The sequence below is a fragment of the Salipiger sp. PrR007 genome, from assembly GCF_010499845.1.
GTDB classification, from domain to species: domain Bacteria; phylum Pseudomonadota; class Alphaproteobacteria; order Rhodobacterales; family Rhodobacteraceae; genus Salipiger; species Salipiger pacificus_A.
This window is the reverse complement of record NZ_JAAGOZ010000027.1, coordinates 1-25,260: the sequence shown is the minus strand read 5'-3', so window position 1 is coordinate 25,260 and position 25,260 is coordinate 1. Positions and strand designations below refer to the sequence as shown.

The following is a 25,260-nucleotide window of genomic DNA, read 5'->3' as shown; positions in this document are numbered from 1 at the left end:
TCCGAGTTGGTCGGCGGGCGGCTCGGACCGCCCGCGCTGGATAAGTTTATGTTCTTTATTTAAATTTAGAGGCTTGCCGCCTTCTTGATCGCGCGGCCGCCCTGCAGGATGAGCGGCATGTGGGCGCCCTGTCCGGTCAGCAGGTCGAGGTTCTCGAGCGGGTTGCCTTCGACCGCGATGATGTCGGCATGGGCGCCGGGCGCGATCACACCGACCTCGCCTTCCATGCGCAGCACCTTGGCCGCGTCCACGGTGGCCGAGCGGATCACCGCGTCGGCGGGGATGTAGCGCCCGCGGAGCGGGAACTCGCCCGACTGCTCGGTCTGCATGCCGCCCAGCAGGTCCGAGCCGTAGCCCATGGTCACGCCCGCTTCGTGCAGCTTCACCACGCGCTCGAGCCCCGCCTCGCGCACGTCGGCAACCTTGGCGACCGACTCCGGCGGCAGGCCGAACTCGGCGCCCTTGCGGGCCAGCAGGTCGTAGGTGATGTTGGTCGGGACCACGAAGGCCCCCTCGCGAGCGACGCGCTTGATGGTCTCATCCCCGATCAGATTGCCGTGCTCGATGCAGGTGATGCCGCAGTCCAGCGCCCGCACGATGGCCTCGTCGGCGTAGAGGTGCGCGGAGACATAGGTGCCGAAGCCGTTGGCGACCTCGACGAGGGCGGTGAGCTCGTCGACCGAGTAGACGAGGTACCCAATCGGGTCGGAGGGCGAGGACACGCCGCCGTCCGCCATCACCTTGAGGAACTGCGCGCCGCCCTTCAGCTCTTCGCGCGCGGCGCGCAGCAACTCGGGCTTGCCGTCGCAGATGCGCCCCAGCGTGCCGAGCGCCTGCGCGTACCAGCCGACGTCGCGGTTGTCGTAGGGCCCGCGGTAGTCGGTGTGCCCGCCGGTCTGGCTCAGGGCCTTGCCGCAGATCACCAGGCGCGGCGCGGTGAAGTGACCTTCCTCCACGGCCAGTTGCAGGCCTCGGTCAGCACCGCCGAGGTCCCGCACCGTGGTAAAGCCGCGCATGATCATGTTCTTCATCAGCGTCGCAGCACGCGCGGCCACCAGCGAGGAGGGCAGCGAGGCATTCAGCCCAAGGTTCGCCGTGGAGGCGATGGTGTGAACGTGGCAGTCGATCAGCCCGGGCATCACCGTCAGCCCGTCGAGGTCGAGCTCTTCGTCCGCGGTGAAGGTGACAGAGGCACCAACTTCGCGGATGCGGCCATCCTCGATGGCGATCTGCATCGGGTCGGTCGGCTCGTGCGAGGTGCCGTCGACGATGCGGGCGTTCTTGATCAGCAGGGTAGTCATCTTGGTCGTCCTTTCGGGGGTCAGATCAGCGCCGGTGCGAGGGTTTGGGCGATGAGGGACATGTCCGCCATGTCGTCGCGGCTGTAGGCATCGCGCGCATCGTTCAGCGACAGCACGCCGACGCAGCGCCCGGCCCAGAGCACCGGGGCGCAGGCGCAGGCCTCGCAGCCCTTCGACAGGATCAACTCGGCGTCGGGAAAGGCCCAGCGGACGTCCTCGGCCGAGTTGCCTAGCCAGCACTTCCCGCCGTCGAGCACCACCTTGCCCCATTCGGTCAGCCCCATCGGTTTCAGCGCGCCTGTGGGATAGTCAGGCTCGGAGCTGTGCATCCGCATGACGTTGCCGGTGCCGGGCAGGTTCCTGAGCACGGTCAGGAAGCGGAAGCCGAAGCGGGCTCGGCAGGTCTGCTCGACGGCGCGGAAGAGCGTGTGAGGCTGATTGAGCTGCGCCTGAGCGCGCAGCAGGGGTGCGAGATCGAGCGGGCGGTTTGCGGGGGAGGTCATTGTCTTATCCGTAGAAGAAATTCGGAAGCCAGAGCGCGATGCCCGGGAAGACGGCCAGCAGCGCGACCCCCACCAGCATCAGCACGAAGAAGGGTAGCGCGGCGCGGGCGACGTAGCCGATCGAGCGGCCCGAGATGCCCTGCAGCACGAAGAGGTTGAAGCCGACCGGCGGCGTCACCTGCGCCATCTCGACCATCAGCACGAGGTAGACGCCGAACCAGATCGGATCGAAGCCCGCCTGCAAGGCCAGCGGCAGCGAGATCGGCAGGCTCATCACCACGATCGAGGTGCCGTCGAGGAAAAAGCCGAGCCCGAGGTAGAAGAGCGAGAGCACCACCAGCAGCCCCCAGGGCGGCAGGTTGAGCGACGCGATGCCGTCGGCCACGTCCGCCGGGATGTGCAGATAGCCGATGGCTGTCGACATGAAGGCGGCGGTGATCAGGATCGAACAGACCATGGTGGAGGTGCGCAGCGCTCCCATCAGCGTGTCTCGCAGCAGCGTGAGCGATAGCTGGCGGGTGACGGCGGCGATGGCGATGGCGGCGATCACGCCGACAGCGGCCGCCTCGGAGGGAGTGGCGATGCCGGTGTAGATCGAGCCGAGCACGATGGTCATCAGCACCACCAGCGGCGCCAGGTCCCAGAGTGCGCGCACGAAATCCATCGCGCTGCGGCGCTCGCGTGCGGCCGGCACCAGGCCGGGGTTCATCTTCGCGCGCAGCATGATGTAGCCCGAGTAGAGCGCTGTGATCATCAGCCCCGGCAGCACGCCGGCGGCGAAGAGACGCGAGATCGACTGCTCGGCGAGGATCCCGTAGACGATCATCACGATCGACGGCGGGATCAGCAGCCCGAGGCTGCCCGCGCCTGCCAGCGAGCCCAGCGACAGCCGGTCGTCATAGCCGCGCTGGCCCAGCTCGCGCGTGGTGATCCGGCCCACGGTCGCGGTGGTGGCGGGCGACGAGCCCGAGACCGCCGCAAAGAGCGTGCATCCCAGCACGTTGGTGTGGAGCAGGCGGCCGGGGATATAGTCGACGAAGGGCGAGAGGCCGCGGAACAGCCGGGTCGAGATGTCGGTGCGGAAGATGATCTCTCCCATCCAGATGAACATCGGGATGGCCGAGAGCTCCCAGCTGGTGGAATAGCGATAGATGATCCCCGCCGCGATCGAGCCGATACGCGAGAGATCCATCCCGTGCAGGAAGAAAAGTGACGTGGTGGCGACCAGGGCCAGCGAGATAAAGACCCAGACCCCAAGGCCGAGGAACAGCAGTAGGAAGGCCAGCGTTGCGGCCGCGGTCAGGAGCGTTTCCATGTGTTCTCTCCGAGTTTTGCGGCTTATTCGACCGGGGTCGCCAGGGGCGTGCTGGGGGCCGGCGACGGGTGGCCGGTGATGTGGCGCAGCCCATGCGAGAGCGCGGCAAGCGCAAAGAGCCCGAGCCCGAGCATGAGCGCGCCCTCGGGAATCCAGGTCGGCACCGCGGCGACCGACGAGGACACGGTGCCGCGCGACCAGGCCCGCGCGACGCGGATCCAGAACATCCACGCAAGCCCGGCCGAAAGTGCGCAGGCCACCAGCGCAGCCCCGGCGGTCATCAGCTGCTGCGCGCGCGGCGGCAGGCGATCAAGCACAAGGCCGACGCGGATCAGGTCACCATGTTCGAGCACGTAGCCGAGGGACCAGACCACACAGATACTGATCGCGTAGCCGACGAATTCGTCCAGCACGAAGGTTGAGGTGGCGAAGAAGCTGCGCAGGATGATTTCGTAGGCGATATGGCCCACCATGTAGACCAGGGCACATGCGGCGATCACGGCAGCCAGTCGCGACAGGGCGAAAACGCCGGAATAGAAGCGGGTCATGCGAAACTCCCGTGAAGGCGGAAAAATGCGCGGACGGCAACCGGGGCCACCCGCGCCAGTCGGGGAGAAATCAACGGCTCTTATAGGCGTCCATAATGCTCTGCGCGCGCTCGCCGGTGTCTGCGATCCATTGGTTGATGAAGGGCTGCGCCGCGTCGGTCAGCGCCTGCGAGAACTCGGCAGGGATCTCCTCGGTCACCGTCATGCCGTTCTCTCGCATGGTGTCGAAATCCTCGGCGGTGGCTTCCGCCAGCAGGCCCCAGCCAAAGTCCTCGGCCTCTGCGGCCGCTTCCATGACGGCGGTCTGCTGCTCTTCGGTCAGGTCGTCCCAGGCGTCGAGGTTGAGGTGGATCGCCTGCAGCGAGGAGGCGTAGTTCACGTTGGTGAAGTTCGACTGCAGCTCCCACATCTGCACGCCGACGCCGCCGTTGGGCGAGGTCAGCACGGCGTCGATGGCATTTGTCGACAGCTGCGCGGGCACGTCGGCCCAGGAGATCTGGATCGGGAAGGCGCCGGCGTTCTTCATCGTCTCGGTGGACGCAACGTCATAGGTGCGCACCTTCACACCTTCGAGGTCGGCGGTCGAGGTGAAGGCCGAGTTGCCCCAGAGTCCCGAGGACGGCCAGGGCGTGGCGAGCAGCAGCATCTGGTTGTTGTCCTCGAGGACCTTTTTGTACTCGGGCTTCGCCAGCTCGTAGAGGTCATGCACGTCCTCGGAGGTCGGGGCGAGGAAGGGCAGCGACGAGAGCTGGAAAATCGGGTCGATGCCGGTCCAGAACACAAAGGCCGAGGACGCTGCCTGCAGCGCGCCGTCGCCCACCGCATCGAAATGGTCAACGCTCTTGTAGCCGAGCGCCGCACCGTGGTGAACGGTCACCTCGACGTCGCCACCGGTCTTCTCGGCCACGGCCTTGGCAAAGAAATCGGCGGTCTGCCCCTGCAGCGAGCCGGCGGGATATTCGCTCGACAGGTCCCAGGTGGTGGCGAACGCAGGTGCGGCTGCGAGGCCGAGGCCGGCGACGGTGCCAAGAAGCGTCTTGATGGTCATGTGATCTTCCCTGTTGCGGCCCGTGCGACCGGGCGGTCTCTCCAATCTGCTCGGTGCGCATGCGAATACTTACGAACAGCTTTGTCCGCATCATGCGATCAGCGCTGTTCGTAAATCAAGCTTTGACCTGCTGATATTTTAATGGTGGGGCGAAAATTTCGCCAAGAAGCTGAAAAATTTGGATTAAGATTATGTAATAAACCAGAAAATCTTTAGATCATTTTACGGGCAGTCCTGTCCGGAAGATTGCGGATTTTCCGGGCTTAGGCCTTCCGAGCGATCCGCTTCCACAGATCGATCAGCTTGTTCGCCGTCTGCGGATCAGAATCGAAGCTCTGGTGCATGGCGATTCCGCGCAGCACCGAGAGGTGCAACTGCACTTTCAGATCGGCCTCGGCGTCGTCGACGTCGCCGCCGATCAGCCGCACGGTGATGCGGTCACGCTTGCGGATCCATGACACCAGAATATCGCGCAGCGCGTGGCCCAGCTCGTTGTCCTGGCGCGCGGCGAGCATGAGCTCCATCGCCGCGATGTAGCGGCCCTCGGCGAAGATGTTGTTCCAGAGCGCGTCAATCAACTCATCGACCGAAAGCTGCTCCTTGTCGGGGTCGAGCCCAAAAGGGTAGCCCTCCCGCCATTCGCCAACCAGTTTCTCGAATGCGGCGACCAGCATGTCGTTGCGGGTCGGGAACTGGTGGGTGAGCGCGCCCCGCGACACCTGCGCCTTCTGCGCGATCAGCGTCGTCGAGATCTGCTCGTAGCCGACTTCCACGAGGGCCTGAAGCGTCGCCTCGCAGACCTTGCTGCGGGTTTCCTGTGATCGCTCCGCCTGCGTGCGCCGCGGGCGTGCGGCAGAGGGCGATTTGGCCTCATCGCTCATGTTCTGTCCAGTGTTCGTGAAGTTACGAACTGGTCTACCTGTTTTCGAAGGTGTTGCAAATGGCTCCAGACTGCATTGTCGCTGATCGATAAGGGCGCAGTGTCAAAGGCGGCGGCAAACCCAGCCACGCGGAGGTGCCACAAACTGTGACGGTCTCCGCCTGTCACTTTCTCTTTACACAACGTCGTGTGCCTGCTATCGCAAGGCCACTTGGGGCGTATCCCGCCTGAATCTTCGGCGTGCCAACAGCGTCACGCCGCCTTTCGACCAAGCCCATGGCTGGTCCATCTCCCATTTCGTTACACGACCGCTCACCGGCTGCTCGCGCCGGGCCCCAGTTGTCGTGTGTCTTGCGGCCCGGCGGCCTGTTGGCGCTGCGACCTGATGGGAGACCTGCGAGTTCCATCAGTGAGGTTAAGAAATGAAAATCAACCGTCGTCAGACGCTGGGCCTTCTTGGCTCGACCGCCGCCCTTGCCTGCCCGAGTATCCTCGCCGCGCAGGACAACACCCCCATCACCGTTTCGGCGCTCTATGACCTGTCCGGTGGGCTGGATGTCTATGGCACGCCGATCGTCGACACGCTCAAGTTCGCCGTGGCCGAGCAGAACCGCAATGGGGGCCTGCTTGGTCGCGAGGTCGAGCTGAAGGTGTTCGATCCGCAATCGAACATGCAGATGTATGCGCAATTCGGCCGTCAGACCGTTCTTGCCGACAAGCCCGCCGTGGTGTTCGGCGGCATCACCTCCTCCTCGCGCGAGGTGCTGCGACCGATCATGCGCCAGTTCAACACCCCGTATTTCTACGCCAACCAATACGAAGGCGGCGTCTGCGACCGCAACATGTTCGCTACGGGCGTGACACCGGGCCAGACCGTCGAGAAGCTGGTGAAATACTCGTCCGACACCTTCGGCAAGAAGGTCTACATCGTCGCAGCAGACTACAACTACGGCCAGATTACTGCAGACTGGGTGCGCAAGTTCACCGCCGACAACGGCGGCGAGGTCTTGGACGTCGAGTTCTTCCCGCTGGACGTGACCGACTTCAAAACGTCGATCTCGAAGATCCAGGCCGCCAAGCCCGACTACGTCTGGTCGGCGCTGGTCGGCGGTGCACATATCTCGTTCTACCGGCAGTGGCAGGCGGCGGGCGTGCACGGGCAGATCCCGCTTTCGTCCACCACCTTTGCCGGCGGCAACGAGCACGTGATCCTCACCCCCGCGGAATGCGACGGTTTCATGGTGTGCCAGAACTATCTGCAGGAACTCGACAGCCCGACCAACCGCGCATTCGTGTCGGACTTCCACGCCATGTACGGCGCGGATTATCCTTATATCACCGAACTGGGCGTTGGCGCCTACCAGGGCTTCAAGCTGTGGGCGAAGGGCGTCGAACAGGCCGGCACCACCGAGCGCATGGCGGTGATCGAGGCGCTGGAGACCGGCATCGCGCTGGATGGGCCGAGCGGCCGCGTGCAGATCGACCCGCAGACCCATCACACAATCATGGACGTGCATGTCGCGCGGGTCCAAGATGGCGGACTGGTGCCGGTCGAGACCTTCGCGCAGCAACCGCCGGCGGATACCGCCATGTCCTGCGACCTGATCGCCAATCCCGACGACAACACCCAATACGTGATCGAACTCTAAGGAGTCGAAATGGATTTCGCATCCCTTCTGACGATCGAAATCCTCGGGTCCGCTGCCGTCCTGGTGCTCATAAGCATCGGACTGGCAGTGGTCTTCGGGATGATGAAAGTCATTAACATGGCGCATGGCGAGTTCCTGATGATCGGGGGCTACACCGCCATCTACGCCACCAACTGGGCGGGGCTGAACTTCTGGGTCGCGTCGCTGATCGTCGCACCGCTTTGCGTCGGCCTGCTCGGCCTCGCGCTGGAATGGTTGGTGGTCCGCCACCTCTACGGGCGGATGATCGACACTATGCTGGCGACCTGGGGCATCAGCCTGGCGCTGATCGGCGGCATGACCATGCTGGTTGGCAACACCACGACCGGCATCTCCACGCCACTGTCGAGTGTCAGCATCGGAGACTATTCGGTCAGCGGCTACGGCATCTATCTGATCGCCCTCGCGGTGGCGGTGTTCGCAGCGCTCTACGCATTGTTCAAGTTTACCTCCTTCGGTCTCAACGCGCGCGCCACGACGCAGAACCCCGACATGGTCGCAGCCCTCGGCGGTAACCCGCGCCGTGTATATTCGCTGACCTTCGCGCTTGGCGCGGCGCTCGGCGGACTGGGCGGCGCGGCGCTGGCACCGATTACAGGTGTCATTCCCACCATTGGCGCCACCTATATCGCCAAGGCGTTCATCACGGTGATCAGCGGCGGCGCCGCGGTGATCGCGGGCAACCTGTCGGCCTCGGTGCTGTTCGGCACGGTGAGCCAGATGTTCACCTTCCTCTACACGCCGGTGATCGGCGAGGTGATGCTGCTGGTAGCTGCCGTCGTTCTGATCCGTATCCTGCCACAGGGGATCACCGGGCGCTTCTTCCGGAGGTCCATCTAATGAGCCGCACCCTTCAAACCCTCGGCCTGCTGGTCGTCGTCGCCGGCGGCGTGGCCCTGCCGAACCTGATCGAGCTCTACACGGTCTACGAGATCACCATCTACGCCGTCATGGCCATCCTTGCGCTGAGCCTCGCGTTCATCTGGGGCAAGGGCGGCATCATGTGCCTCGGGCAGGCCAGCTTCTTCGGCCTCGGCGCCTACGCCTACGCCGTGGCGGCGATCAACTTCGGCCCCGGCCTGCTGGCGCTGGCGATCGGCATCGCGGTGCCAACCGTGTTTGCCGCCGTGCTGGGCTATTTCATGTTCTACGGCCGCATCAGCGATATCTACGTTGGGGTGATCACCCTTGCCGTCTCGCTGATCCTGATGAACCTGATCAACTCGACCTCGGGCCCGCAGTACCGGATCGGCGACGCGCAACTGGGGGGCTTCAACGGCATCACCGCGATCCCCACGCTGGCCTGGCCTGACGGCACCCCGCTGGATCCAACTGCGATCTTCCGCCTGTCGCTGATCCTGCTGGTCGCCTGTTTCGTCGCCATCAGCCTGTTCCTGCGCACCCGCGCCGGCAAGGTGGTGATCGCGATCCGCGAGAACGAATACCGGGCGGAACTGCTCGGCTACAATGTCGCGCTCAGCAAGCTGGCCACCTTCTCGGCGGGCGGCGCGATCGCCGGGCTCGCCGGCTGCCTGTTCGTCAACTGGGGGGCCTTCGTCAGCCCGACGATCTTTGCGCTGGTGCAATCGGCGCAGGTGATCATCTGGGTCATCGTCGGAGGCCGCGGCACGCTGATTGGGCCGATCCTCGGCTGCGTCGCGCTGCAATGGGCGACGACCCGTCTCGGGGCGCAGCAGGCTATCCAGGTCAACCTCGTGCTTGGCGTTGTGCTGACCTTCTTTGTCCTCGTGGTCCCCGCAGGCATCGCACCGTTGCTGGGCACGTGGCTGCGCAAGCTTCGGCCCGGCAAATCCGTCACAACAACCGCGGAGACAGGCGCATGAGTGAAGATGTCATCCTGAAGGCCGAGGGACTGGGCGTGAGCTTTGGCGGCGTGCATGCTGTCAAGGCGGTCGATTTCGCACTGCGCGCCGGAGAGCTGCGCTGCCTGATCGGCCCAAACGGCGCCGGCAAGACTACCTTCTTTCGCCTGCTGAGCGGCCAGTACAAACCGACACGCGGCACCGTCACGTTCCGCGGCAAAGAGCTGAAGTCGCTGCTGCCCTATCAGGTGGCGCGGCTGGGTATCGGCATCAAAACACAGGTTCCGAGCCTGTTCGAGGGCATGACCGTGGCCGAGAACCTCGCGCTGTCGGTCGACCGTAAGGCCCGCCATGCCGAGACCCGCGCGCGGGTCGACGAGGTGCTCGAGCGGATCGGGCTTGCCGATCTGCGTGATCGGTCCTGCGCCGAGCTGGCGCATGGCCAGCGTCAATGGGTCGAACTGGGGCAGATCCTCGCATCGCGGCCGGCGGTCGCGCTGCTCGATGAGCCGGCGGCCGGCATGACCCATAGCGAAAGCGTCAAGACCGTGGAGATCATCCGCGAGATCACCCAGCACAGCGCGGTGATCGTGGTGGAGCACGACATGGATTTCATCCGCATGATCGGCGAGCGCGTCACCGTCTTCGAGCAGGGCGAGGTCATCGCGGAAGGCAGTTTCCAGAAGGTTGCGAAGGACCCGCAGGTCCGCGCCGCCTACCTGGGTAGAAAGGAGACGGCCGATGCTTGATATTAACGGTCTGAGTTCCGGCTACGGAAGGGTTCCCGTGCTGCGCGATCTGCATCTGGAGATCGGCGCGGCGGAATGTGTCGGCTTTCTTGGCCGCAACGGCATGGGGAAGACGACACTGCTGCGCGCGATCATGGGCGAACTGCCAGCATGGCAGGGCCGCATCGCGAAGTCCGGCGCGGACATCACCAAGGCACCGACCCGCATGCGGGCACGCGCGGGGATCGGCTACGTGCCGCAGGGCAAGCAGCTTTTCAAGGCGCTCAGCGTTCGCGAAAACCTCCGCATGGGCTGCGTCAAAGATTTCGGCACGGCAACCGCGCAAATCGAAAAGGTGCTGCAACTGTTCCCACGGCTCGTGCGGCTGCTCGACCGGCAGGCGGGCATGTTGTCTGGCGGCGAGCAGCAGCTTCTGGCGCTGGCACGCTGCCTGTGCGGACGGCCCGACCTGATCCTGCTCGACGAGCCGACCGAAGGCATCCAGCCGTCGATCTGCGACGAGATCATCGACGTGTTGATCGAACTGCGCCGCAACCGCGGACTGTCGATCATCCTTGTCGAGCAGGACATCGATTTCCTCTGGCAGATCTGTGACCGGGTTCTCGCCATCGACAAGGGCAGCATCGTGCGGACGATCGACCCGAAGGCGCCCGGTTCCACAGAGGACGCCAAGACATTCATTGGGATTGAAGGCTAGAGCATGACCATCCGCAGACCCGAGGCCGGCGACATCGCCGCCGCGAGCCTCCACTACAACCTTGCGCTTGACGCCGATGATATCGAGGCGTTCCGCGCGTTGCTTGACGCGGTCAGCGACGACTACCAGATCGTTGACGCGCTGACCGAGAGCCTGCCCGAGGTGCGCTATCCGCGCACACCGGGCCACCGCCCGGCTCCCGAGGACAACCCCTATAACGCCTGGTACGTGCTGTCCGAGGTTCAGGGATCCGAACGGGGCGCTCTCGCAGGACTGAGTGTCGCGCTGAAAGACAATGTCTGCCTTGCGGGCGTGCCGATGATGAACGGCGCTTCGACGCTCGAAGGCTACATGCCGGAGATCGACGCGACCCTTGTGACCCGGATGCTGGATGCCGGTGCGGTGATCCAGGGCAAAGCGCAATGCGAGTATTTCTGCGTCTCCGGCAGCAGCCACACCAGCGCGCTCGGCCCGGTGCGCAACCCGCATGACGAAACGCGCTCGGCGGGGGGCTCGTCGTCGGGCTGTTCTGCTCTGGTGGCTGCGGGGCTGGTCGATGTGGCGATCGGCACCGACCAAGGGGGATCGGTGCGCATCCCTGCGGCTTATGCTGGCTTTGTTGGGATGAAGGCGACGCACGGGCTGGTGCCATACACCGGAGTGATGCCGGTGGAGATGACCCTCGACCACGTCGGCATCATGTCCGGCACCGTGCGCGACAACGCCCGCGTCCTGGAGGTGATCGCTGGGGCCGACGGTCTCGATCCGCGGCAGGTCGGCCTGCCGGAAAGACGGGACTACACCGCCGAGCGCGATGCCGGATGCGTCGGCCTGCGGATCGCGGTGATCCCCGAGGGGTTTGGCTGGGAGAACTCCGAGCCCGATGTGGACGAGGCCGTGCGCGCCGCGGCGGCGCATTATGCCGAGCTTGGTGCGACGGTGGACGAGATCTCGCTGCCGTTGCACCGCAAGGGTCATGGCATCTGGTCGCCGATCGCGGTCGAGGGGACGGTGCGCCAGCTTGAGGGCCTGAATTACGGCTCAAACTGGAAAGGCCTCTACCTGTCGTCGCTGATGCGCGCGCAGCGCGACTGGCGCGACAACGCGGCGCTGTTCCCGGACGATATGAAATCGGTGCTGCTGGCGGCGCATTACTTTGGCACGCGCTATCACGGCCAGTATTACGCCAAGGCGCAGAACCTCGTGAGGCAGCTCAAGCGTGCCTACGAGACGGTGCTGGCCGACTACGATGTGCTGCTGATGCCGACCGTTCCGCTGCAGGCACCGAAGCTGCCGGATCCAGGCTGCGATGCGGCGACATTTGTTGGCCGGGCACTGGAAATGAACGCCAATACCGCGCCGTTCAACGCCACCGGATTGCCGGCGCTCAGCGTGCCCTGCGCCAAACGCAATGGTCTGCCGGTGGGCATGATGCTCGTCGGGCAGGATTTCTCCGAAGCCTTGCTGTACCGTGCGGCAGCGGCCTTCGAGGCGGCGCATGACTGGAAGACGCTCTGATGCATTCGCTGAACCGTAATCGCGATGGCCTTCCGGTCGGGCTGTTGTTCTCGGACAGCAGCCCGACCGCAGCGGTCGAGGCGACCCAGGCCGCCGCGACCGAACTGGCGATCAGCGAGGTCAACGAGGCGGGGGGGATCAATGGCGTGCCGCTGGTGCCGGTGCGAGTGCCGGTCGGGCCGCGCCCGGCGGATTACCTGCGTGCAGCTGAAGCCTTGTGCGATCAGTTTGGCGTGCGCACGCTGTTCGGCACGCATATGTCGAACTCGCGCAAGGCGGTGCTGCCGCTGATCGAGGGACGGCAGGCGCTGCTGTTCTACCCGACGCTTTACGAGGGCTTCGAATTCTCGAAGAACTGTATCTACACCGGCGCGGCACCGAACCAGAACTGCCTGCCCATCGCGCGCCACCTGCTGCGGCATTACGGCCCGCGCGGCTATTTCATCGGCAACAACTACATCTATGCGCATGAATCGAACCGCATCATGCGCGACCTGTTCGAGCAGGCCGACGGCGAGATCCTCGGCGAGGACTACCTGCCGATCGGCGCGAGCGACGCCGCGCTGGCGGCGGTGATGGCGAAGCTGGAACAGGCCCAGCCGGATTTCATATACTCCACGGTTGTCGGCAGTGACACGATCCGTCTTTACCAGGCTTTCGCGCGCACCTCGCTGCGCGCCCGCGGGGTGACCATCGCCAGCCTCGCGACCAATGAATCCGACCTTGCGCGCATGGGGGCGGATGTGGCCGAGGGCTGCATCGCCGCGGCCCCCTATTTCGCCACGCTCGACACCCCGGCCAGCCGCCAGTTCGTCGCTGCGATGCAGGCGCGCTTTGGCGCGGAGATGCCGATCACCTCAGGCGCCGAAGCGGCGTATTTTCAGGTGCATCTGTTCGCTGCCGCGGCCCGCGCCTGTGGCGCACTTACCGTAGAGCAGGTACGCGAGGCTCTGTGGGGCGTGACCTTCGATGCGCCGGAAGGTCCGGTCCGGCTCGATGCGGCGACCCACCACAGTTACCTCTGGCCGCGGGTCGCGCGCGCCGCGAGCGACGGGCAGTTTCAGGTGCTCGAGACGGCGGCCGAGCCGGTGCGCCCCGAGCCGTACATGGTCGAACATTGCATAGAGGACCGTACGCCCGAAGATGTCTAGCGCCCGTCGGAAGCCACGTATCAGCGACCTGAAGGGGACACGGGTCCTGGTCCTCCTGCCTCCGGGCGAGGAGGCGGAGGCCCTGGTGACTCACCTCATCAGGATTGGCTGCCTGCCGCGGCTGGAGTGGCCGATCCCGGCGCGGCTGCCCGACGATGCAGATGTCGCGATCGTCACCGTCGAAGCCGATGCCCGCGACGAGGTGCGGCGGCTGATCGACAATCTGACCGACCGCAGTCCACCGACGATCGCGCTGACCGGCTACGAAGATCCCTCGACGCTGCAACTGGTTCTGGAACTTGGCGCGGCGGCGGTGATCGAACGGCCGATTAAACCCTTCGGCCTGCTCACCAACCTGATGATCAGCCGCGATCTCTGGCGCCGCCGGCAGGGCGACGCGCGGCGGATTGCGGAGGCCGAAGGTCGGGCACTGGCGCTGACCGCGGTGCATGTGGCCAAGCTGATGCTGTGCCATCAGCACCAGATGGACTTGGTCGAGGCGCACAAGCACCTGCAGAAGGCGGCGATGAACGGGCGAAAGTCGATTGAGGCGGTCGCGCAGGAAATGATCGTGGCGCAACCGGGACTAGCCCTCAGTCTCGGCGAGCCGGGCCCGCCCGGCGACTGACCGCTTCGGCGGTGGGCGGCCTCGGGCGTCCGGCACAGCAGAAAATTCCAAGCAAGATGAAAGGTGCGACATGCACGATCTGAACGATGCGGGTCTCCTCAAGGGGGCCTGCCTGATAGACGGTGGCTGGCAGGAGGCCGCCTCGGGTGCCGTGGTGCGGGTGCTCAATCCCGCCGACGGCTCGCTTGTCGGCACCGTTCCGGCGCTGTCCGGCAAAGAGATCGAGGCGGTGATCGCGCACTCCGAGCGGGCACAGTGGGCATGGGCCGCGCGCCCGGCCACCGAGCGCAGCGCTATCCTGCGCCAGTGGTTCGGCCTGATCACCGACGCTGCCGACGATCTGGCGCGTATCATGACCCTCGAACAGGGGAAACCGCTGCACGAGGCGCGCGGCGAGATCCGCTATGCCGCGTCGTTCATCGAGTGGTTCGCGGAAGAGGCCAAGCGGGTCTATGGCGATATCATCCCCGCGCCGAGCCGCGGCCAGCGCCTCTCGGTGCTGCGCCAGCCGGTGGGGGTGACGGCGGCGATCACCCCGTGGAACTTCCCGGCGGCGATGATCACCCGCAAGGTGGCGCCGGCGCTGGCAGCTGGATGTTCGATGATTGTCCGTCCGGCCGACCTGACGCCGCTGACCGCCCTCGCGCTGGGGGAACTGGCGTGTCGCGCCGGGGTTCCGGCCGGCGTCTTGCAGATCGTCACAGGCCCCGGCACCGAGATCGGCAAGGTGCTGACCGCCAGCGACACGGTGCGCAAGCTGTCGTTCACCGGCTCGACCGAGGTCGGACGGCAGCTGATGGCGCAATGCGCGCCGACGATCAAGAAAGTCAGCCTCGAACTTGGCGGCAACGCGCCGTTCATCGTCTTCGACGACGCAGATCTCGACGCCGCGGTGGAGGGCGCCATGGCTTCGAAGTTTCGCAACGCCGGGCAGACCTGCGTCTGTGCCAACCGCATTCTGGTGCAGCGCGGAATCCACGACCGGTTTGCCGAGAAGCTGGTGGAACGGGTCGCGGCTCTGCGGGTCGGCAATGGTCTTGAGGATGGCACCGACATCGGGCCGATGATCAACGAGGCGGCGCTGAGCAAGGTGCTTGCGCACATCGAGGACGCGGAAAGCAAGGGCGCGAAACGGCTGGTGGGCGGCCAGCGCGAGGGCGGCCTTCTGCTGACGCCGGCAGTGCTGACCGGGGTGGATGCCCGCATGGACGTGGCCCGCGAGGAAACTTTCGGCCCGATGGCGCCGATCTTCGTTTTCGATACCGAGGAAGAGGCCATCGCGATGGCCAACGATACGATCTTCGGACTGGCCGCCTATTTCTACACCCGCGATCACGGCCGGACGGTGCGCGTCTCGGAGGCGCTGGAATACGGCATGGTCGGCCACAACACCGGGCTGATCTCGAATGAGGTCGCGCCGTTCGGCGGCATCAAGCAATCGGGGCTGGGGCGCGAGGGGTCGCGCTACGGGATCGAGGATTATCTCGAGCTCAAATACCTGTGCAGCGCGATCTGAAACCACCACGCAGGCCCCGCCGCCGCCACGCGGTGGCCGGGGCCGACCTAAGGGAGACGAGTACACCATGACAGATTTCATCCAGCCGTTCTTATTCCAGACGCCGGGGGCTATGCAGGTCGAATGGGGCGGGGCCTCACGGCTTGGCGGTTTGCTGGCCAGCCACTTCGAGGCGCGCGACATTCTCATCGTGACCGACAAGTTCCTGCATGAGGCGGGGGTGCTCGATGCCGCCAAGGCGTCGCTGACCGCGGCCGGCTTCAGGATCACCGTATTTGACGATGTGGTCGCCGATCCGCCCGAGGCGGTGCTGCTGAGCTGTGTCGAGACCGGTCGCGGCGCGGGCTGCGATATCGTGCTCGGGCTGGGGGGCGGCTCGTCGATGGATATCGCCAAACTCGTGGCGGTGCTGCTGACCTCCGAGCAACCGCTGTCCGAGCTCTACGGCATCGACAAGATAAAGGGTGGAAGGGTGGCGCTGGTGCAGGTGCCGACCACGGCTGGCACCGGCTCGGAGGTGACGAATATCACCATCCTGACCACCGGCGCGTCGACCAAGATGGGCGTGGTGGGACGCCAGCTCTATGCGGACCTTGTGCTGCTCGACGGTGCGCTGACCGTGGGGCTTCCGCCGATCCATACCGCTGCCACTGGGATCGACGCGATGGTCCATGCCATCGAAGCCTATACCAGCCGGCACAAGAAAAACCCGATCTCGGACGCGCTGTCCCGCGAGGCGCTGCGCCTGCTGGCGCATAACGTGGTATTGGCCTGCGAAGACGGCGCGGACCGCGCCGCGCGTGAGGCGATGCTGATCGGGGCCAACCTAGCCGGGCAGTCGTTCGCCAATAGCCCGGTGGCGGCGGTGCATGCGCTTGCGTATCCGCTCGGCGGTCATTTCCACCTGCCGCATGGCCTGAGCAATGCGCTGATGCTGGGCCCGGTGCTGCGCTTCAACATGACCGCCGCAGCTGCGCAGTATGCCGAGCTTGCCGATGTGGTGATGGGGCCGTCGACCGATGACACGCAGGCGCGCTCAGCCGCATTCGTCGATTTCATACAAGACCTGATGACCCGCACCGGCGCGCCCCGGCGGCTGCGCGACGTCGATGTGCCGGAGGATAGCCTGCCCTTGCTTGCGCGCGATGCGATGGCGCAAACGCGTTTGCTTGGCAACAACCCGGTCGAGGTGACCGAAGACGCGGCACTCCAGCTCTATCGCGAGGCCTACTAGGAGCGGGCCCGGGGCAGGGCGGCCTTTGCCTCGGGCGCTTCGGCGCGCTGGCTAGCTCACACTCTCCGCGCCACCGCCGGCACGATCACTCCCGCGTGCCCCCGACCAGCTTCCGGGTTGGGTGGGGTCGAGCGTGCTTCGCTTCGACTGAGATCGTCTGCCGGACTCGTGCGGTTCTGCCCTAGCAGGCCGGCTGTGCGTGAGGGAGGCCCAAAGGGCCCCCCGTCCCGGCTTCAGGCTGCTTTCGCCCGGCGTGCTTCATGCCAGCAATTGATAAGCTGGCCGAAGCGCGCCTGCATCTGCGCTTTGGCTTCGGCATCGGCGATTTCGCCCGCTAGCCAGGCGCGAGCCGCCTCGCCGAAGATCGTGCGGCCGACCGCGAAGCCGCGGACCTGACCGCAGGCTGCGGCGCGGGCGATGCTGTCCGCCAGCACATCCGCCGGCGCGTCGAGGCCGAGCAGCAGTACGCCGCGGCACCAGCGGTCGTTTTGCTCGATGACGGCGCTGACCGCGGCCCAGCCGGCCTCGGTCTGATCGCCGAGTTTCCACCAGTCGGGGCGGATACCTTCATCGTAGATCTGCTGCATCGCCTCGGCGGTGGCAGCCTCGCCGCGCTGGCCCTCGGCGGTGCCGATCACCTCGATCAGGTATTCATGCCGGCTCAGGCGGGCGGCCGAGGCAAGCCGGTGCAACTGGTCGAGCTGGTTGCTGCGCAGCGGCTCGGGATCGTCGGGATTGTAGAACACCAGGCATTTGATCACGTGGTCGTCGGGCCAGGAGGCGACCTCGGCCCCGAGCGAAGCGGCGCCTTCGAATTTCAGCGGGCGCGAGCCGGGCAGCTCCACCGGGCGGCCGATCCACATGGATTCTCGTTCGGCGCGGAACAGCACCTGCCGCCCGTAGGTGCTGTCGAGCAGGGTGCCCAGCATAATCCCGGCGCGGCGCGACGCAAGCATCGCCTCGAACGCCAGGTCCTTGAATGCCGCGATGCGCGAGGGGTCGGCACCGCAGCGCGCGGCCATCTCCTCGAGCTGCGCGCGATGGTCGATAGCGAAGGCGCAGATATTGTCCCAGGTGCCGCGCCGGGTGGTGGCCCAGTGGACGTGCTCGAGCTCGGCATCCTCGCGCAGGCGGGGGTTGATCACGCCGCGCTCAAGGAAGAACTGCAGCTCTTCCCAGCTCGGGTAGGCCGGGGCGCAGCCGTGCCGCGACACCGCGAAGGCTCCGCAGGCATTGGCGATGCGGCAGCATTCCTCGAGCGGCAGGCCGCGCACGTAGCCGCGCAGAAAGCCCGCCATGAAGCCGTCGCCCGCCCCGAGCACGTTGAACACCTCTACCGGGAAGCCCTGCGACGAGATGCCGTCCTCGAGATCTTCCGGGATATCGCCGGCGAAGACGAGGCAGCCTTTGGGCCCGGTTTTCAGCACGATCATCGCGTCCGAGACCTTGCGGATGTTGACCAGCGCCTCGCGGGTGTCGGTCGAGCCGCCGGCGATATGCACCTCTTCGTCGGTGCCGACTACGACGTCGCAGCCGGGTAGGATGCGCTGCACCTGCGCGGTCACCGCCGCATCGGCGACAAAGCGCACGTCGCCTTCGCCGGCTCCGAGAAGACCCCAGAGGTTCGGGCGGTAGTCGATGTCGAACACCACCTTGCGGCCGGCCTCGCGCGCGATCCGCATCGCCTTGAACGAGGCGGCCTCGAGATGGGGCTTGGAGAAATGCGTGCCGGTGACGACGATCGCCGCGGCCTCGCGGATGAACTCGGGGTCGATGTCATCCTCAGTCAGCGCCGCATCGGCGCAATCAGTGCGCACGAAGAGCAGGGGGAAGTTGCGGTCGTCTTCGATCCCCAGAAAGGCCATGGCGGTCAGCCGCTCGGGGTCTGTCGCAAGACCCCGGGTCTCGACCCCCTCGGCCTCCAGCGTCTCGCGCACGAAGCGGCCGATCTGGTCGTTGCCGACCCGGCTGAGCAGGGCGGCCTTCAGGCCGAGCCGCGCACCGCCGACCGCGATATTGGTCGGGCAGCCTCCGACGTATTTGGAAAAGCTCCGGGCGTCCTCCATGCGGCAGCCGATCTGGTCCGCGTAGAGGTCCGCACAGGTCCGACCGATGGTGATGATGTCGTATTTCGGGGAGGGCTGACTGGACATAGGGGTTCCTCAGTCGTCGTTGTCGGAGCGCTGTTCGGCGCAGAGCGTCCCGGCACGGATGGCCAGGATCAGCGCCAGTGAAATCGTCGCGTTGAGCGAGCGGAAGCCGTCGACGCTGGCTTCGGACAGCTGGAACCAGCTGTCGGCGTGGATGAAGGGGGCGCGTGCCAGATCGGTGATTGCGATGGTGCGCGCGCCGATTTCCCGCGCGCGGTCAAAGGCCTGCACGGTCTCTTCGGCGCTGGGGTTGAACGAGATGGCAACCACAGTGTCCTCGGGCGAGACCATCACCATCTGCTGCTCCAGCGTGCCGCCGGTGCCGTCGAGCAGGTTGGCCGGCACTTCGAGCCGCGACAGGTTGTAGGCCAGGTAGGTGGCGGCGGTGAATGTGCGCTTGTGCGCGAGCACATGCACGATCCGCGCATCGGCCAGCAGCCGTGCGGCGCTTTCGACGCGATCGGCGGGGGCGGCGGTCTGCAGCTCGCGCAGCGAGGCGATCCCGGCCTCGACGAAACGGTCGGTCATCTCAGCGGTGTCGCGGGCGGCGCCGCTCTTTTCCAGATCACGGATCCGGTCGCGGTAGGGGGTGGAGCTGGCCTGCAGCTGCGCCCGGAATATCGCCTGCATCTCGGAAAACCCGGAGTAGCCGAAGTGCTGCGCAAACCGGATGATCGCCGAGGGCGCCACGCCGATCTCTTCCGCCAGCGTCGCCGCGGTGCGCAAGGCGACCGACGACGGATCACGCAGGGTGAAATCCGCGATCAGTTTCAGACGTTTGCTGAGATCGTCATAGGCCCCTGCGATCGCGTCGCGAAGGGCGTCGAAATCGCGCGCCGGTCCGGTGCCATGGGTGTTCGTGTTCAAGTTTTCCGCTCCCCTCGATCTGCAAGTCCCGGACCTCCTCCGCCGGGGGCTTGCCGATTTGGAATGAATATTCCATCTTGACTGGTGTGTGAACCTTATGTTCTAAAAAAGCCTGCATCAAGCGCAAACTTCTGGCGCTGCAGGGAGGGGGAGACGTGAAAGCTTGTGTCATACACGGGGCGCAACAGGTGCTCATTGAGGAGTCGCCGCGCCCCGAGCCGGGGGCCGGACAGATTCGTCTGCGCTTCGCGTTCGGCGGGGTTTGCGGCTCTGACATCCACTATTTCCAGCACGGGCGCGTCGGCGATTCCGTGCTGCGCGGCCCGATGGTGCTGGGGCACGAGTTTTCGGCCGTGGTCGACCTGCCCGGCGCGGGTGTCGACGGCTTCGCCCCTGGCGACAAGGTGGCGGTGACGCCGGCGCTGCCCTGCGGGCGCTGCGAATATTGCCGCCGCGGGCTGTCGAACCTTTGCACCGACATGACCTTCATGGGCAGCGCCGCCCGCTTTCCGCATTGCGATGGCGGCTTCGCGAGCGAGCCCGTGGTCGAGGCGCGGCAGTGCATCCGCCTGCCGCAGGAAGCCGACCTGCGCCACGTCGCCATGGCCGAACCCTATGCGGTGGCGCTGCATGCGGTGGCGATGGCGGGGGATCTGAGCGGGGCGACGGTGCTGGTCACCGGTGCGGGGGTGATCGGGCAGATGTGCGCAACCGCCGCGCGCGCCGCCGGTGCCGCGCGCATCCTAATGAGCGACATCGCCCCCGCAGCGCTCCAGCGGGCGCGGGCGCTTGGTGTGGACGAGGTGTTCGATGCAGGCGATGCCGCCGCGATGGCGGCGCTCACGGATGCGCCTCGCTGCGACGCGGTTTTCGAAGCCTCGGGCGCGGCGCCGGCGCTGAACGCGGCCATCGCGGCCTGCCGGCCCCGCGGCACCGTGGTTCAGGTCGGTTTCCTGCCGCCCCGCGCGCCGGTCGATCTGGCCAAGCTGCTGACCCGCGAGATCCGCCTTGTCGGCACCTACCGGTTCATCGACGAATTCGCCGAGGCCGTGCGCCAGATCACCAGCGGCGAGGTCGACCTGAGGCCGATGATTTCCGCCGACCTGCCGCTGGATGATCCGGCCGCGGTCTTTGCCCGGGCGCTCGACAAGAACGAGACGCTGAAGGTCATGGTGCATTTCTGATGGCGCGCGCTGTGTCCTACGATCGCGCGGCGCTGCGGCCGCGGGCGGCGCACCTTGGGGTGGGGGCGTTCCACCGGGCGCACCAGCAAAGCTGCTACGACGAGCTGGCCCGCGCCGGGGGCGACTGGGGGGTGGTTGGCATCAACCTGACGCCGCCGGACATCGCCGCCAGCCATGCCGCGCAGGGCAGGGTCTATGCGCTGGTGACCGAGGATGGGCAGGGCCGGGCCTGCCACGAGATCGCTACGCTGCTGCAGGTGCATGACGCCGCTGCCGCCGCGGCGGTGGACTGGTCGGACATCGCATTCTGCACGCTCACCATCACCGAAAAGGGATATTGCCACCACTCCGGCAGCCATGCGCTGGACCCGCAGAAGGTGGCGGCGGATCTCGCCGCGCCCGAGGCGCCGGGCACCGCGATCGGTTATCTGGCGTGGATGCTGGAGCGGCGGCGGCAGGCCGGGGGCGCGCCGATCACGCTTGCGAGCTGCGACAATGTCGCCGACAACGGCCGGCTGCTGGGCTCGGTGCTGCGCGACTATGCCGCGCGCGCCTTCCCGCAGCTGCCGGACTGGTTGGAGCGCAACGTCGCCTTCCCCACCTCGATGGTCGATCGCATCGTTCCGGCGATGTCCGACGCCAGCCGGGGCCGGCTCGAGGCCGCCTGCGGGCGGCGCGATGCGCTCGGGGTGGTGGCGGAGCCGTTCCGGCAATGGGTCATCGAGGATCGATTTGCCGGGCCGCGCCCGGCGCTCGAGACGGCGGGGGTGCAGATCGTCGCAGACCTCGCGCCCTTCGAGCACATGAAGCACCGGCTGCTGAACGGTCTGCAATCGGCCTATGCCGAGCTTGGCCGGCTCTGTGGCCACGACAGCTCGCACGCTGCCGCGACCGATCCCGTGCTCGAACGCTGGGCCAGGGCGTTTCTTGCGGCGCAGGCCGAAACGCTGGACTGCCCCGAGGGCGAAGACCTGGAGGCCTATGGGCGCACCAGCCTTGCCCGGCTGCAGAATCCGACCATCCACCACCCGCTCAACCAGATCGCCAGCGATGCCAGCTTCAAGCTGCCGCAGCGGATCGCCGCTCCCGCCGCCGAGCGGCTGGCGCAGGGCAAATCCGCCGAGCTGCAGGCCATGGTGCTGGCGGGCTGGGCGCTGCAGGCCGGCGACACCCGCCCCGATGGCGGCGGCGTGGTGACCAGCGATCCGATGGGCGCGCAGCTGGCGCAGATGCGTGCCGACGCTGCGGACAGCGAAGGCCTGATGCGCGCGGTGCTGGCGCTGCCGCTCTGGCCCGACCGGCTGGGGCAGGATGCGGATTTCGCGGCGCAGGCCACGCGCTGGCTACGTGCCTACGCCGCGCCGGATCCGGCCCTGCGCCGGGCCCGGATCGACGATTTCGTAAGGGAGAGGATGAATGCGTAAGTACTTGGGAGGACGCACGCCGGAGGAATGGCTGGGCGCGATCCTGATGACGGCGGTGGTTGCCCTGCTGGGCTTTCAGGTCGTCGCCCGCTTCGGCATGGGCCGGTCGTTCAGCTGGCTCGAGGAGGTCAGCCGCTTTGCCTTCGTCTGGGCGGTGTACTTCGGCTTTGTCATCGCGGCCGAGAGCGACCGCCACATCCGTGTCTCGCTGCATCTCGAATTCCTGCCGCAGCGCGCCCGGCTGGCGATGCTGACGCTCGCCGACCTGCTGTGGCTCGTGTTCAACGCCGTCGTCATTTGGCACGGCTACTGGTTTACCGTCTCGATGTTTGAATTCCCCTACATTTCGCAGACCACCGGCATCAACCTCGTGTGGGTGCAGATGATCGTGCCGCTCGGCTTTGCCTTCATGTCCGTCCGCATCGTGCAGGTGATGATCCGCCGCTGGCAGACCGGCGAAGGCCCCGCCGACGCCCGGATGGGGGAGTAACGCCATGGATCCGACGCTTCTGATGGCACTGTCCTTCGTGGTGCTGCTGCTGATCGGCGTGCCCGTAGGCATCTCGATCGGTCTGGCCGCGGTGCTGGCGATGACCGCGGCGAACATGCCGATGTCCTACCTCGTGCAAACCGCCTATTCGGCGGTCGACGAATTCACCATCATCGCAGTGCCGATGTTCATCCTTGCCGGCACCCTGATGGAGAAAGGCGGGCTGACCCAGCGGCTTATCGGCTTCTCGCGGGCCATTGTAGGGCCCGCGCCCGGCGGGCTGGCCACCGTGACGATCGTCGCCTGCACCTTCTTTGCGGCGATCTCGGGCTCGGGCCCGGCGACCACGGCGGCGATCGGCTCGATCATGATCCCGGCGATGATCAAGGACGGCTACGACAAGGGCTTCGGGGCCGCGATCACCTCTTCGGCGGGCGGCATCGGCGTGGTTATCCCGCCCTCGATCCCGATGATCATCTATGGCATCACCTCGGAGACCTCGATCAGCGCGCTGTTCGTGGCGGGGGTGATCCCGGGGCTGCTGCTGGCGGTGGCGCTCTGGGCCACCAGCCGCTTCATCTCAGCTAAGCGCGGCTACAGCTCGGGCGGTGTCGAAGAGCGCAGCGCGCGCGCCATCGGACAAGCCGCATGGGAGGCGAAATGGGCGCTGGCCGCGCCGGTCATCATCCTTGGCGGCATCTATACGGGCGTCTTCACGGTGACCGAAGCGTCGGTGGTGGCGGTGCTCTACGCGCTCTTCGTGGGCATCTTCGTCTACCGCGAAATCCGCCTGCCGCTCTTCGTCGACGCGGTGATCTACGCGGTGCGCATCACCGGCACGGTGATGATGGTGCTGGTCACCGGGCGGATCATCGGGCGCATGCTGTCGATGTTCCAGGTGCCGCAGCTGGTCTCGGGCTTCCTGATCGACACGGTGTCAGATCCGACCATGCTGATCCTGCTGGTACTGCTGATGCTGGTCTTCATCGGCATGTGGATGGAGACGCTGACCCAGATCATCATCCTGACGCCGCTGCTGTTGCCGGTGGTGGCCAATGTCGGGATCGACCCCATCCAGTTCGGCATCATCTTCGTGATCGCCTGCGAGATCGGATATTCGACGCCGCCGCTTGGGGTGAACCTATTCGTGGCGTCCGAGATCGGAGAGACCACGGTCGAGAAGGTGTCCAAGGCCTCGATCCCGTTCCTGTGCGCCGAGATCGCCGTGATGGTGCTGGTGGCGTTCGTGCCCCAGCTGACCCTGTGGCTGCCCGGCGTGCTGGGTTTCACCAACTGAGTTTCAATCGGAGGAGACTATCTTGAAACTGTTTACCAAGTCCCTTGCCACGGCCGCGCTGGCCCTTGCGGTCGCCCTGCCTGCGGCAGCGGCCGACTACACCATGCGGCTTAGCCACGGCGACAACGAGAACAACCCCACCCACAAGGGCGCTCTGAAGTTCGAGGAGTTGGTCGAAAAATACTCGGATGGCCGGATCGATGTGCAGATCTTCCCGTCGAACCAGCTCGGCTCCGAGCAGGAGGTCGCGCAGGCGCTGCGCATGGGCTCGATCGAGTCTGAGATCCTCTATACCGGCAACCTCGTGCCGCTGGCGCCCTCGGTGGGTGTGATGATGCTACCCTATGCCTTCACCTCGAACGAAGAGGCGCATGCCGCGATGGATGCGCTCAAGGGTCCGCTCAACGAGCGCTTGCCGAAAGAGGCCGGCGTGCGCGTGCTGGGCTACTTCGAAAAGGGCTTCCGCGTGCTCACCAACGGCGAGCGCGAGGTCAAGACGCTGGACGACCTGCAGGGGCTGAAGATCCGCGTCTCGAAGAACAATATCGCCATCGAGACCTTCAAGTCCTGGGGGCTCGATCCGATCCCCATGGCCTGGGCAGAGGTGTTCCCAGCGCTGCAGCAGGGCGTGATCGACGGTCAGGAAAACCCTTATACCACCGCGATCTCCTCGAAGTTCTACGAGGTCCAGAAATACATCACCGAGATCCACTACCTGATCTGGTCCGGGCCGATCATCGTCTCGGAGCGATTCTACCAGGGTCTGCCCGAGGACCTGCAGGCGGCGCTCGACAAGGCCGGTGAAGAGGCCGCGCAATATGAGCGCGAGGTCTCAGCGCAAGAGACCGAGGCCGCCAAGAAGGAGCTGGTCGAACTGGGCATGACCCTGACCGGCGCGCCCGAGGACGAGGCGAAATGGCAGGAGGCGGCTATGGCGCTCTGGCCCGAGTTCGCCGCCGATATCGGCGGGGCGGAATGGGTCGAGGAAGCAACAAAGATCATGACCAACGCCATCGCAACTCAATAAGCGTGGCGCTCCGAAGCACATAGCTTGAATAATCGCATTTTCCTGGCAGGCCAGCTTCCAGAAGCTGGCCTGCCAATTCGTATTCATCTGAAAAATGGTCGTTCAAGACCTATAAATACATAATTATCCTTACACGCAACACAACTGTAAGCGCCAAGTTAGAATGTCTCACATGAGCAAAGCTGAAGTGTCACACTCCCCTGAATGGGCAGGATTGGAGTG

The 25,260-nt window shown here is 65.8% G+C and carries 23 protein-coding genes; 15 read left to right on the top strand and 8 right to left on the bottom strand.

Annotated features, from left to right (window positions below; translation table 11 throughout):
• Positions 1–65: 65 nt before the first annotated feature.
• The 6 genes from G0Q01_RS12545 to G0Q01_RS12520 form a co-directional block, all read right to left on the bottom strand.
• Positions 66–1,301 carry an amidohydrolase family protein gene (locus G0Q01_RS12545; RefSeq protein WP_164213475.1) on the bottom strand — a complete coding sequence of 412 codons (1,236 nt, stop codon included), beginning with the start codon at positions 1,299–1,301 and terminating at the stop codon, positions 66–68.
• A gap of 20 nt (positions 1,302–1,321) precedes the next feature.
• Positions 1,322–1,804 (bottom strand): GAF domain-containing protein, encoded by a 483-nt coding sequence (locus G0Q01_RS12540; protein ID WP_164213474.1) that lies wholly within the window; start codon positions 1,802–1,804, stop codon positions 1,322–1,324.
• Positions 1,805–1,808: 4 nt separating this feature from the next.
• On the bottom strand, positions 1,809–3,119 hold the full coding sequence (locus G0Q01_RS12535; RefSeq protein ID WP_164213473.1) for a TRAP transporter large permease: 1,311 nt from the start codon (positions 3,117–3,119) through the stop codon (positions 1,809–1,811).
• Between the two features lie 23 nt (positions 3,120–3,142).
• On the bottom strand, positions 3,143–3,667 hold the full coding sequence (locus tag G0Q01_RS12530; RefSeq protein ID WP_164213472.1) for a TRAP transporter small permease subunit: 525 nt from the start codon (positions 3,665–3,667) through the stop codon (positions 3,143–3,145).
• Positions 3,668–3,737: 70 nt separating this feature from the next.
• Positions 3,738–4,715, bottom strand: a complete 978-nt coding sequence (locus tag G0Q01_RS12525) for a TRAP transporter substrate-binding protein (protein WP_164213471.1) — start codon at positions 4,713–4,715, stop codon at positions 3,738–3,740.
• A gap of 263 nt (positions 4,716–4,978) precedes the next feature.
• Positions 4,979–5,596: a TetR/AcrR family transcriptional regulator gene (locus tag G0Q01_RS12520; protein WP_159099741.1), complete on the bottom strand. Its 618-nt coding sequence runs from the start codon at positions 5,594–5,596 to the stop codon at positions 4,979–4,981.
• Positions 5,597–6,017: 421 nt separating this feature from the next.
• Here G0Q01_RS12520 and G0Q01_RS12515 point away from each other — a divergent pair, with 421 nt between their 5' ends.
• From G0Q01_RS12515 to G0Q01_RS12470, 10 genes are all read left to right on the top strand, one after another.
• A complete protein-coding gene (locus tag G0Q01_RS12515; RefSeq protein WP_164213470.1) occupies positions 6,018–7,244 on the top strand; it encodes a transporter substrate-binding protein in 1,227 nt (408 codons plus the stop codon).
• A 9-nt stretch (positions 7,245–7,253) separates the two neighbouring features.
• A complete protein-coding gene (locus tag G0Q01_RS12510; RefSeq protein ID WP_164213469.1) occupies positions 7,254–8,123 on the top strand; it encodes a branched-chain amino acid ABC transporter permease in 870 nt (289 codons plus the stop codon).
• A complete protein-coding gene (locus tag G0Q01_RS12505) occupies positions 8,123–9,127 on the top strand; it encodes a branched-chain amino acid ABC transporter permease (protein ID WP_164213468.1) in 1,005 nt (334 codons plus the stop codon). The genes G0Q01_RS12510 and G0Q01_RS12505 overlap by 1 nt, the downstream gene beginning before the upstream one ends.
• Positions 9,124–9,855, top strand: a complete 732-nt coding sequence (locus G0Q01_RS12500; protein WP_164213467.1) for an ATP-binding cassette domain-containing protein — start codon at positions 9,124–9,126, stop codon at positions 9,853–9,855. Before G0Q01_RS12505 ends, G0Q01_RS12500 begins: the two co-directional genes overlap by 4 nt.
• Complete coding sequence (locus G0Q01_RS26830) at positions 9,848–10,552, top strand: ABC transporter ATP-binding protein (RefSeq protein ID WP_164213466.1); 705 nt, start codon at positions 9,848–9,850, stop codon at positions 10,550–10,552. The genes G0Q01_RS12500 and G0Q01_RS26830 overlap by 8 nt, the downstream gene beginning before the upstream one ends.
• Positions 10,553–10,555: 3 nt before the next feature.
• Positions 10,556–12,070: an amidase gene (locus G0Q01_RS12490; RefSeq protein ID WP_164213465.1), complete on the top strand. Its 1,515-nt coding sequence runs from the start codon at positions 10,556–10,558 to the stop codon at positions 12,068–12,070.
• Complete coding sequence (locus tag G0Q01_RS12485) at positions 12,070–13,221, top strand: transporter substrate-binding domain-containing protein (protein WP_164213464.1); 1,152 nt, start codon at positions 12,070–12,072, stop codon at positions 13,219–13,221. Before G0Q01_RS12490 ends, G0Q01_RS12485 begins: the two co-directional genes overlap by 1 nt.
• Positions 13,214–13,849 carry an ANTAR domain-containing response regulator gene (locus tag G0Q01_RS27330; RefSeq protein ID WP_370526727.1) on the top strand — a complete coding sequence of 212 codons (636 nt, stop codon included), beginning with the start codon at positions 13,214–13,216 and terminating at the stop codon, positions 13,847–13,849. Before G0Q01_RS12485 ends, G0Q01_RS27330 begins: the two co-directional genes overlap by 8 nt.
• A 70-nt stretch (positions 13,850–13,919) precedes the next feature.
• Entirely contained in the window at positions 13,920–15,365 is a 1,446-nt protein-coding gene (locus G0Q01_RS12475; RefSeq protein WP_164213462.1) for an NAD-dependent succinate-semialdehyde dehydrogenase, read from the top strand.
• A gap of 67 nt (positions 15,366–15,432) precedes the next feature.
• On the top strand, positions 15,433–16,599 hold the full coding sequence (locus tag G0Q01_RS12470; RefSeq protein WP_164213461.1) for an iron-containing alcohol dehydrogenase: 1,167 nt from the start codon (positions 15,433–15,435) through the stop codon (positions 16,597–16,599).
• A gap of 233 nt (positions 16,600–16,832) precedes the next feature.
• Here the strand turns inward: G0Q01_RS12470 and iolC are convergent, their stop codons facing one another.
• Together iolC and G0Q01_RS12460 are read right to left on the bottom strand one after the other, a co-directional pair.
• Positions 16,833–18,752 carry a 5-dehydro-2-deoxygluconokinase gene (gene iolC, locus G0Q01_RS12465; protein WP_164213460.1) on the bottom strand — a complete coding sequence of 640 codons (1,920 nt, stop codon included), beginning with the start codon at positions 18,750–18,752 and terminating at the stop codon, positions 16,833–16,835.
• 9 nt (positions 18,753–18,761) lie between these two features.
• A complete protein-coding gene (locus G0Q01_RS12460; protein ID WP_164213459.1) occupies positions 18,762–19,616 on the bottom strand; it encodes a MurR/RpiR family transcriptional regulator in 855 nt (284 codons plus the stop codon).
• A gap of 188 nt (positions 19,617–19,804) precedes the next feature.
• Here G0Q01_RS12460 and G0Q01_RS12455 point away from each other — a divergent pair, with 188 nt between their 5' ends.
• The 5 genes from G0Q01_RS12455 to G0Q01_RS12435 are packed head-to-tail and all read left to right on the top strand — an operon-like array spanning position 19,805 to position 25,038.
• Positions 19,805–20,800, top strand: coding sequence for an L-idonate 5-dehydrogenase (locus G0Q01_RS12455; protein WP_370526726.1), 996 nt, complete (start codon positions 19,805–19,807; stop codon positions 20,798–20,800).
• Complete coding sequence (locus tag G0Q01_RS12450) at positions 20,800–22,224, top strand: mannitol dehydrogenase family protein (protein WP_164213457.1); 1,425 nt, start codon at positions 20,800–20,802, stop codon at positions 22,222–22,224. The genes G0Q01_RS12455 and G0Q01_RS12450 overlap by 1 nt, the downstream gene beginning before the upstream one ends.
• Positions 22,217–22,714: a TRAP transporter small permease gene (locus G0Q01_RS12445; protein ID WP_235940105.1), complete on the top strand. Its 498-nt coding sequence runs from the start codon at positions 22,217–22,219 to the stop codon at positions 22,712–22,714. The genes G0Q01_RS12450 and G0Q01_RS12445 overlap by 8 nt, the downstream gene beginning before the upstream one ends.
• Before the next feature lie 4 nt (positions 22,715–22,718).
• Positions 22,719–24,011 carry a TRAP transporter large permease gene (locus G0Q01_RS12440; RefSeq protein ID WP_164213456.1) on the top strand — a complete coding sequence of 431 codons (1,293 nt, stop codon included), beginning with the start codon at positions 22,719–22,721 and terminating at the stop codon, positions 24,009–24,011.
• Positions 24,012–24,033: 22 nt separating this feature from the next.
• Positions 24,034–25,038 carry a TRAP transporter substrate-binding protein gene (locus G0Q01_RS12435; RefSeq protein WP_235940104.1) on the top strand — a complete coding sequence of 335 codons (1,005 nt, stop codon included), beginning with the start codon at positions 24,034–24,036 and terminating at the stop codon, positions 25,036–25,038.
• The last annotated feature ends 222 nt before the right edge of the window (positions 25,039–25,260 follow it).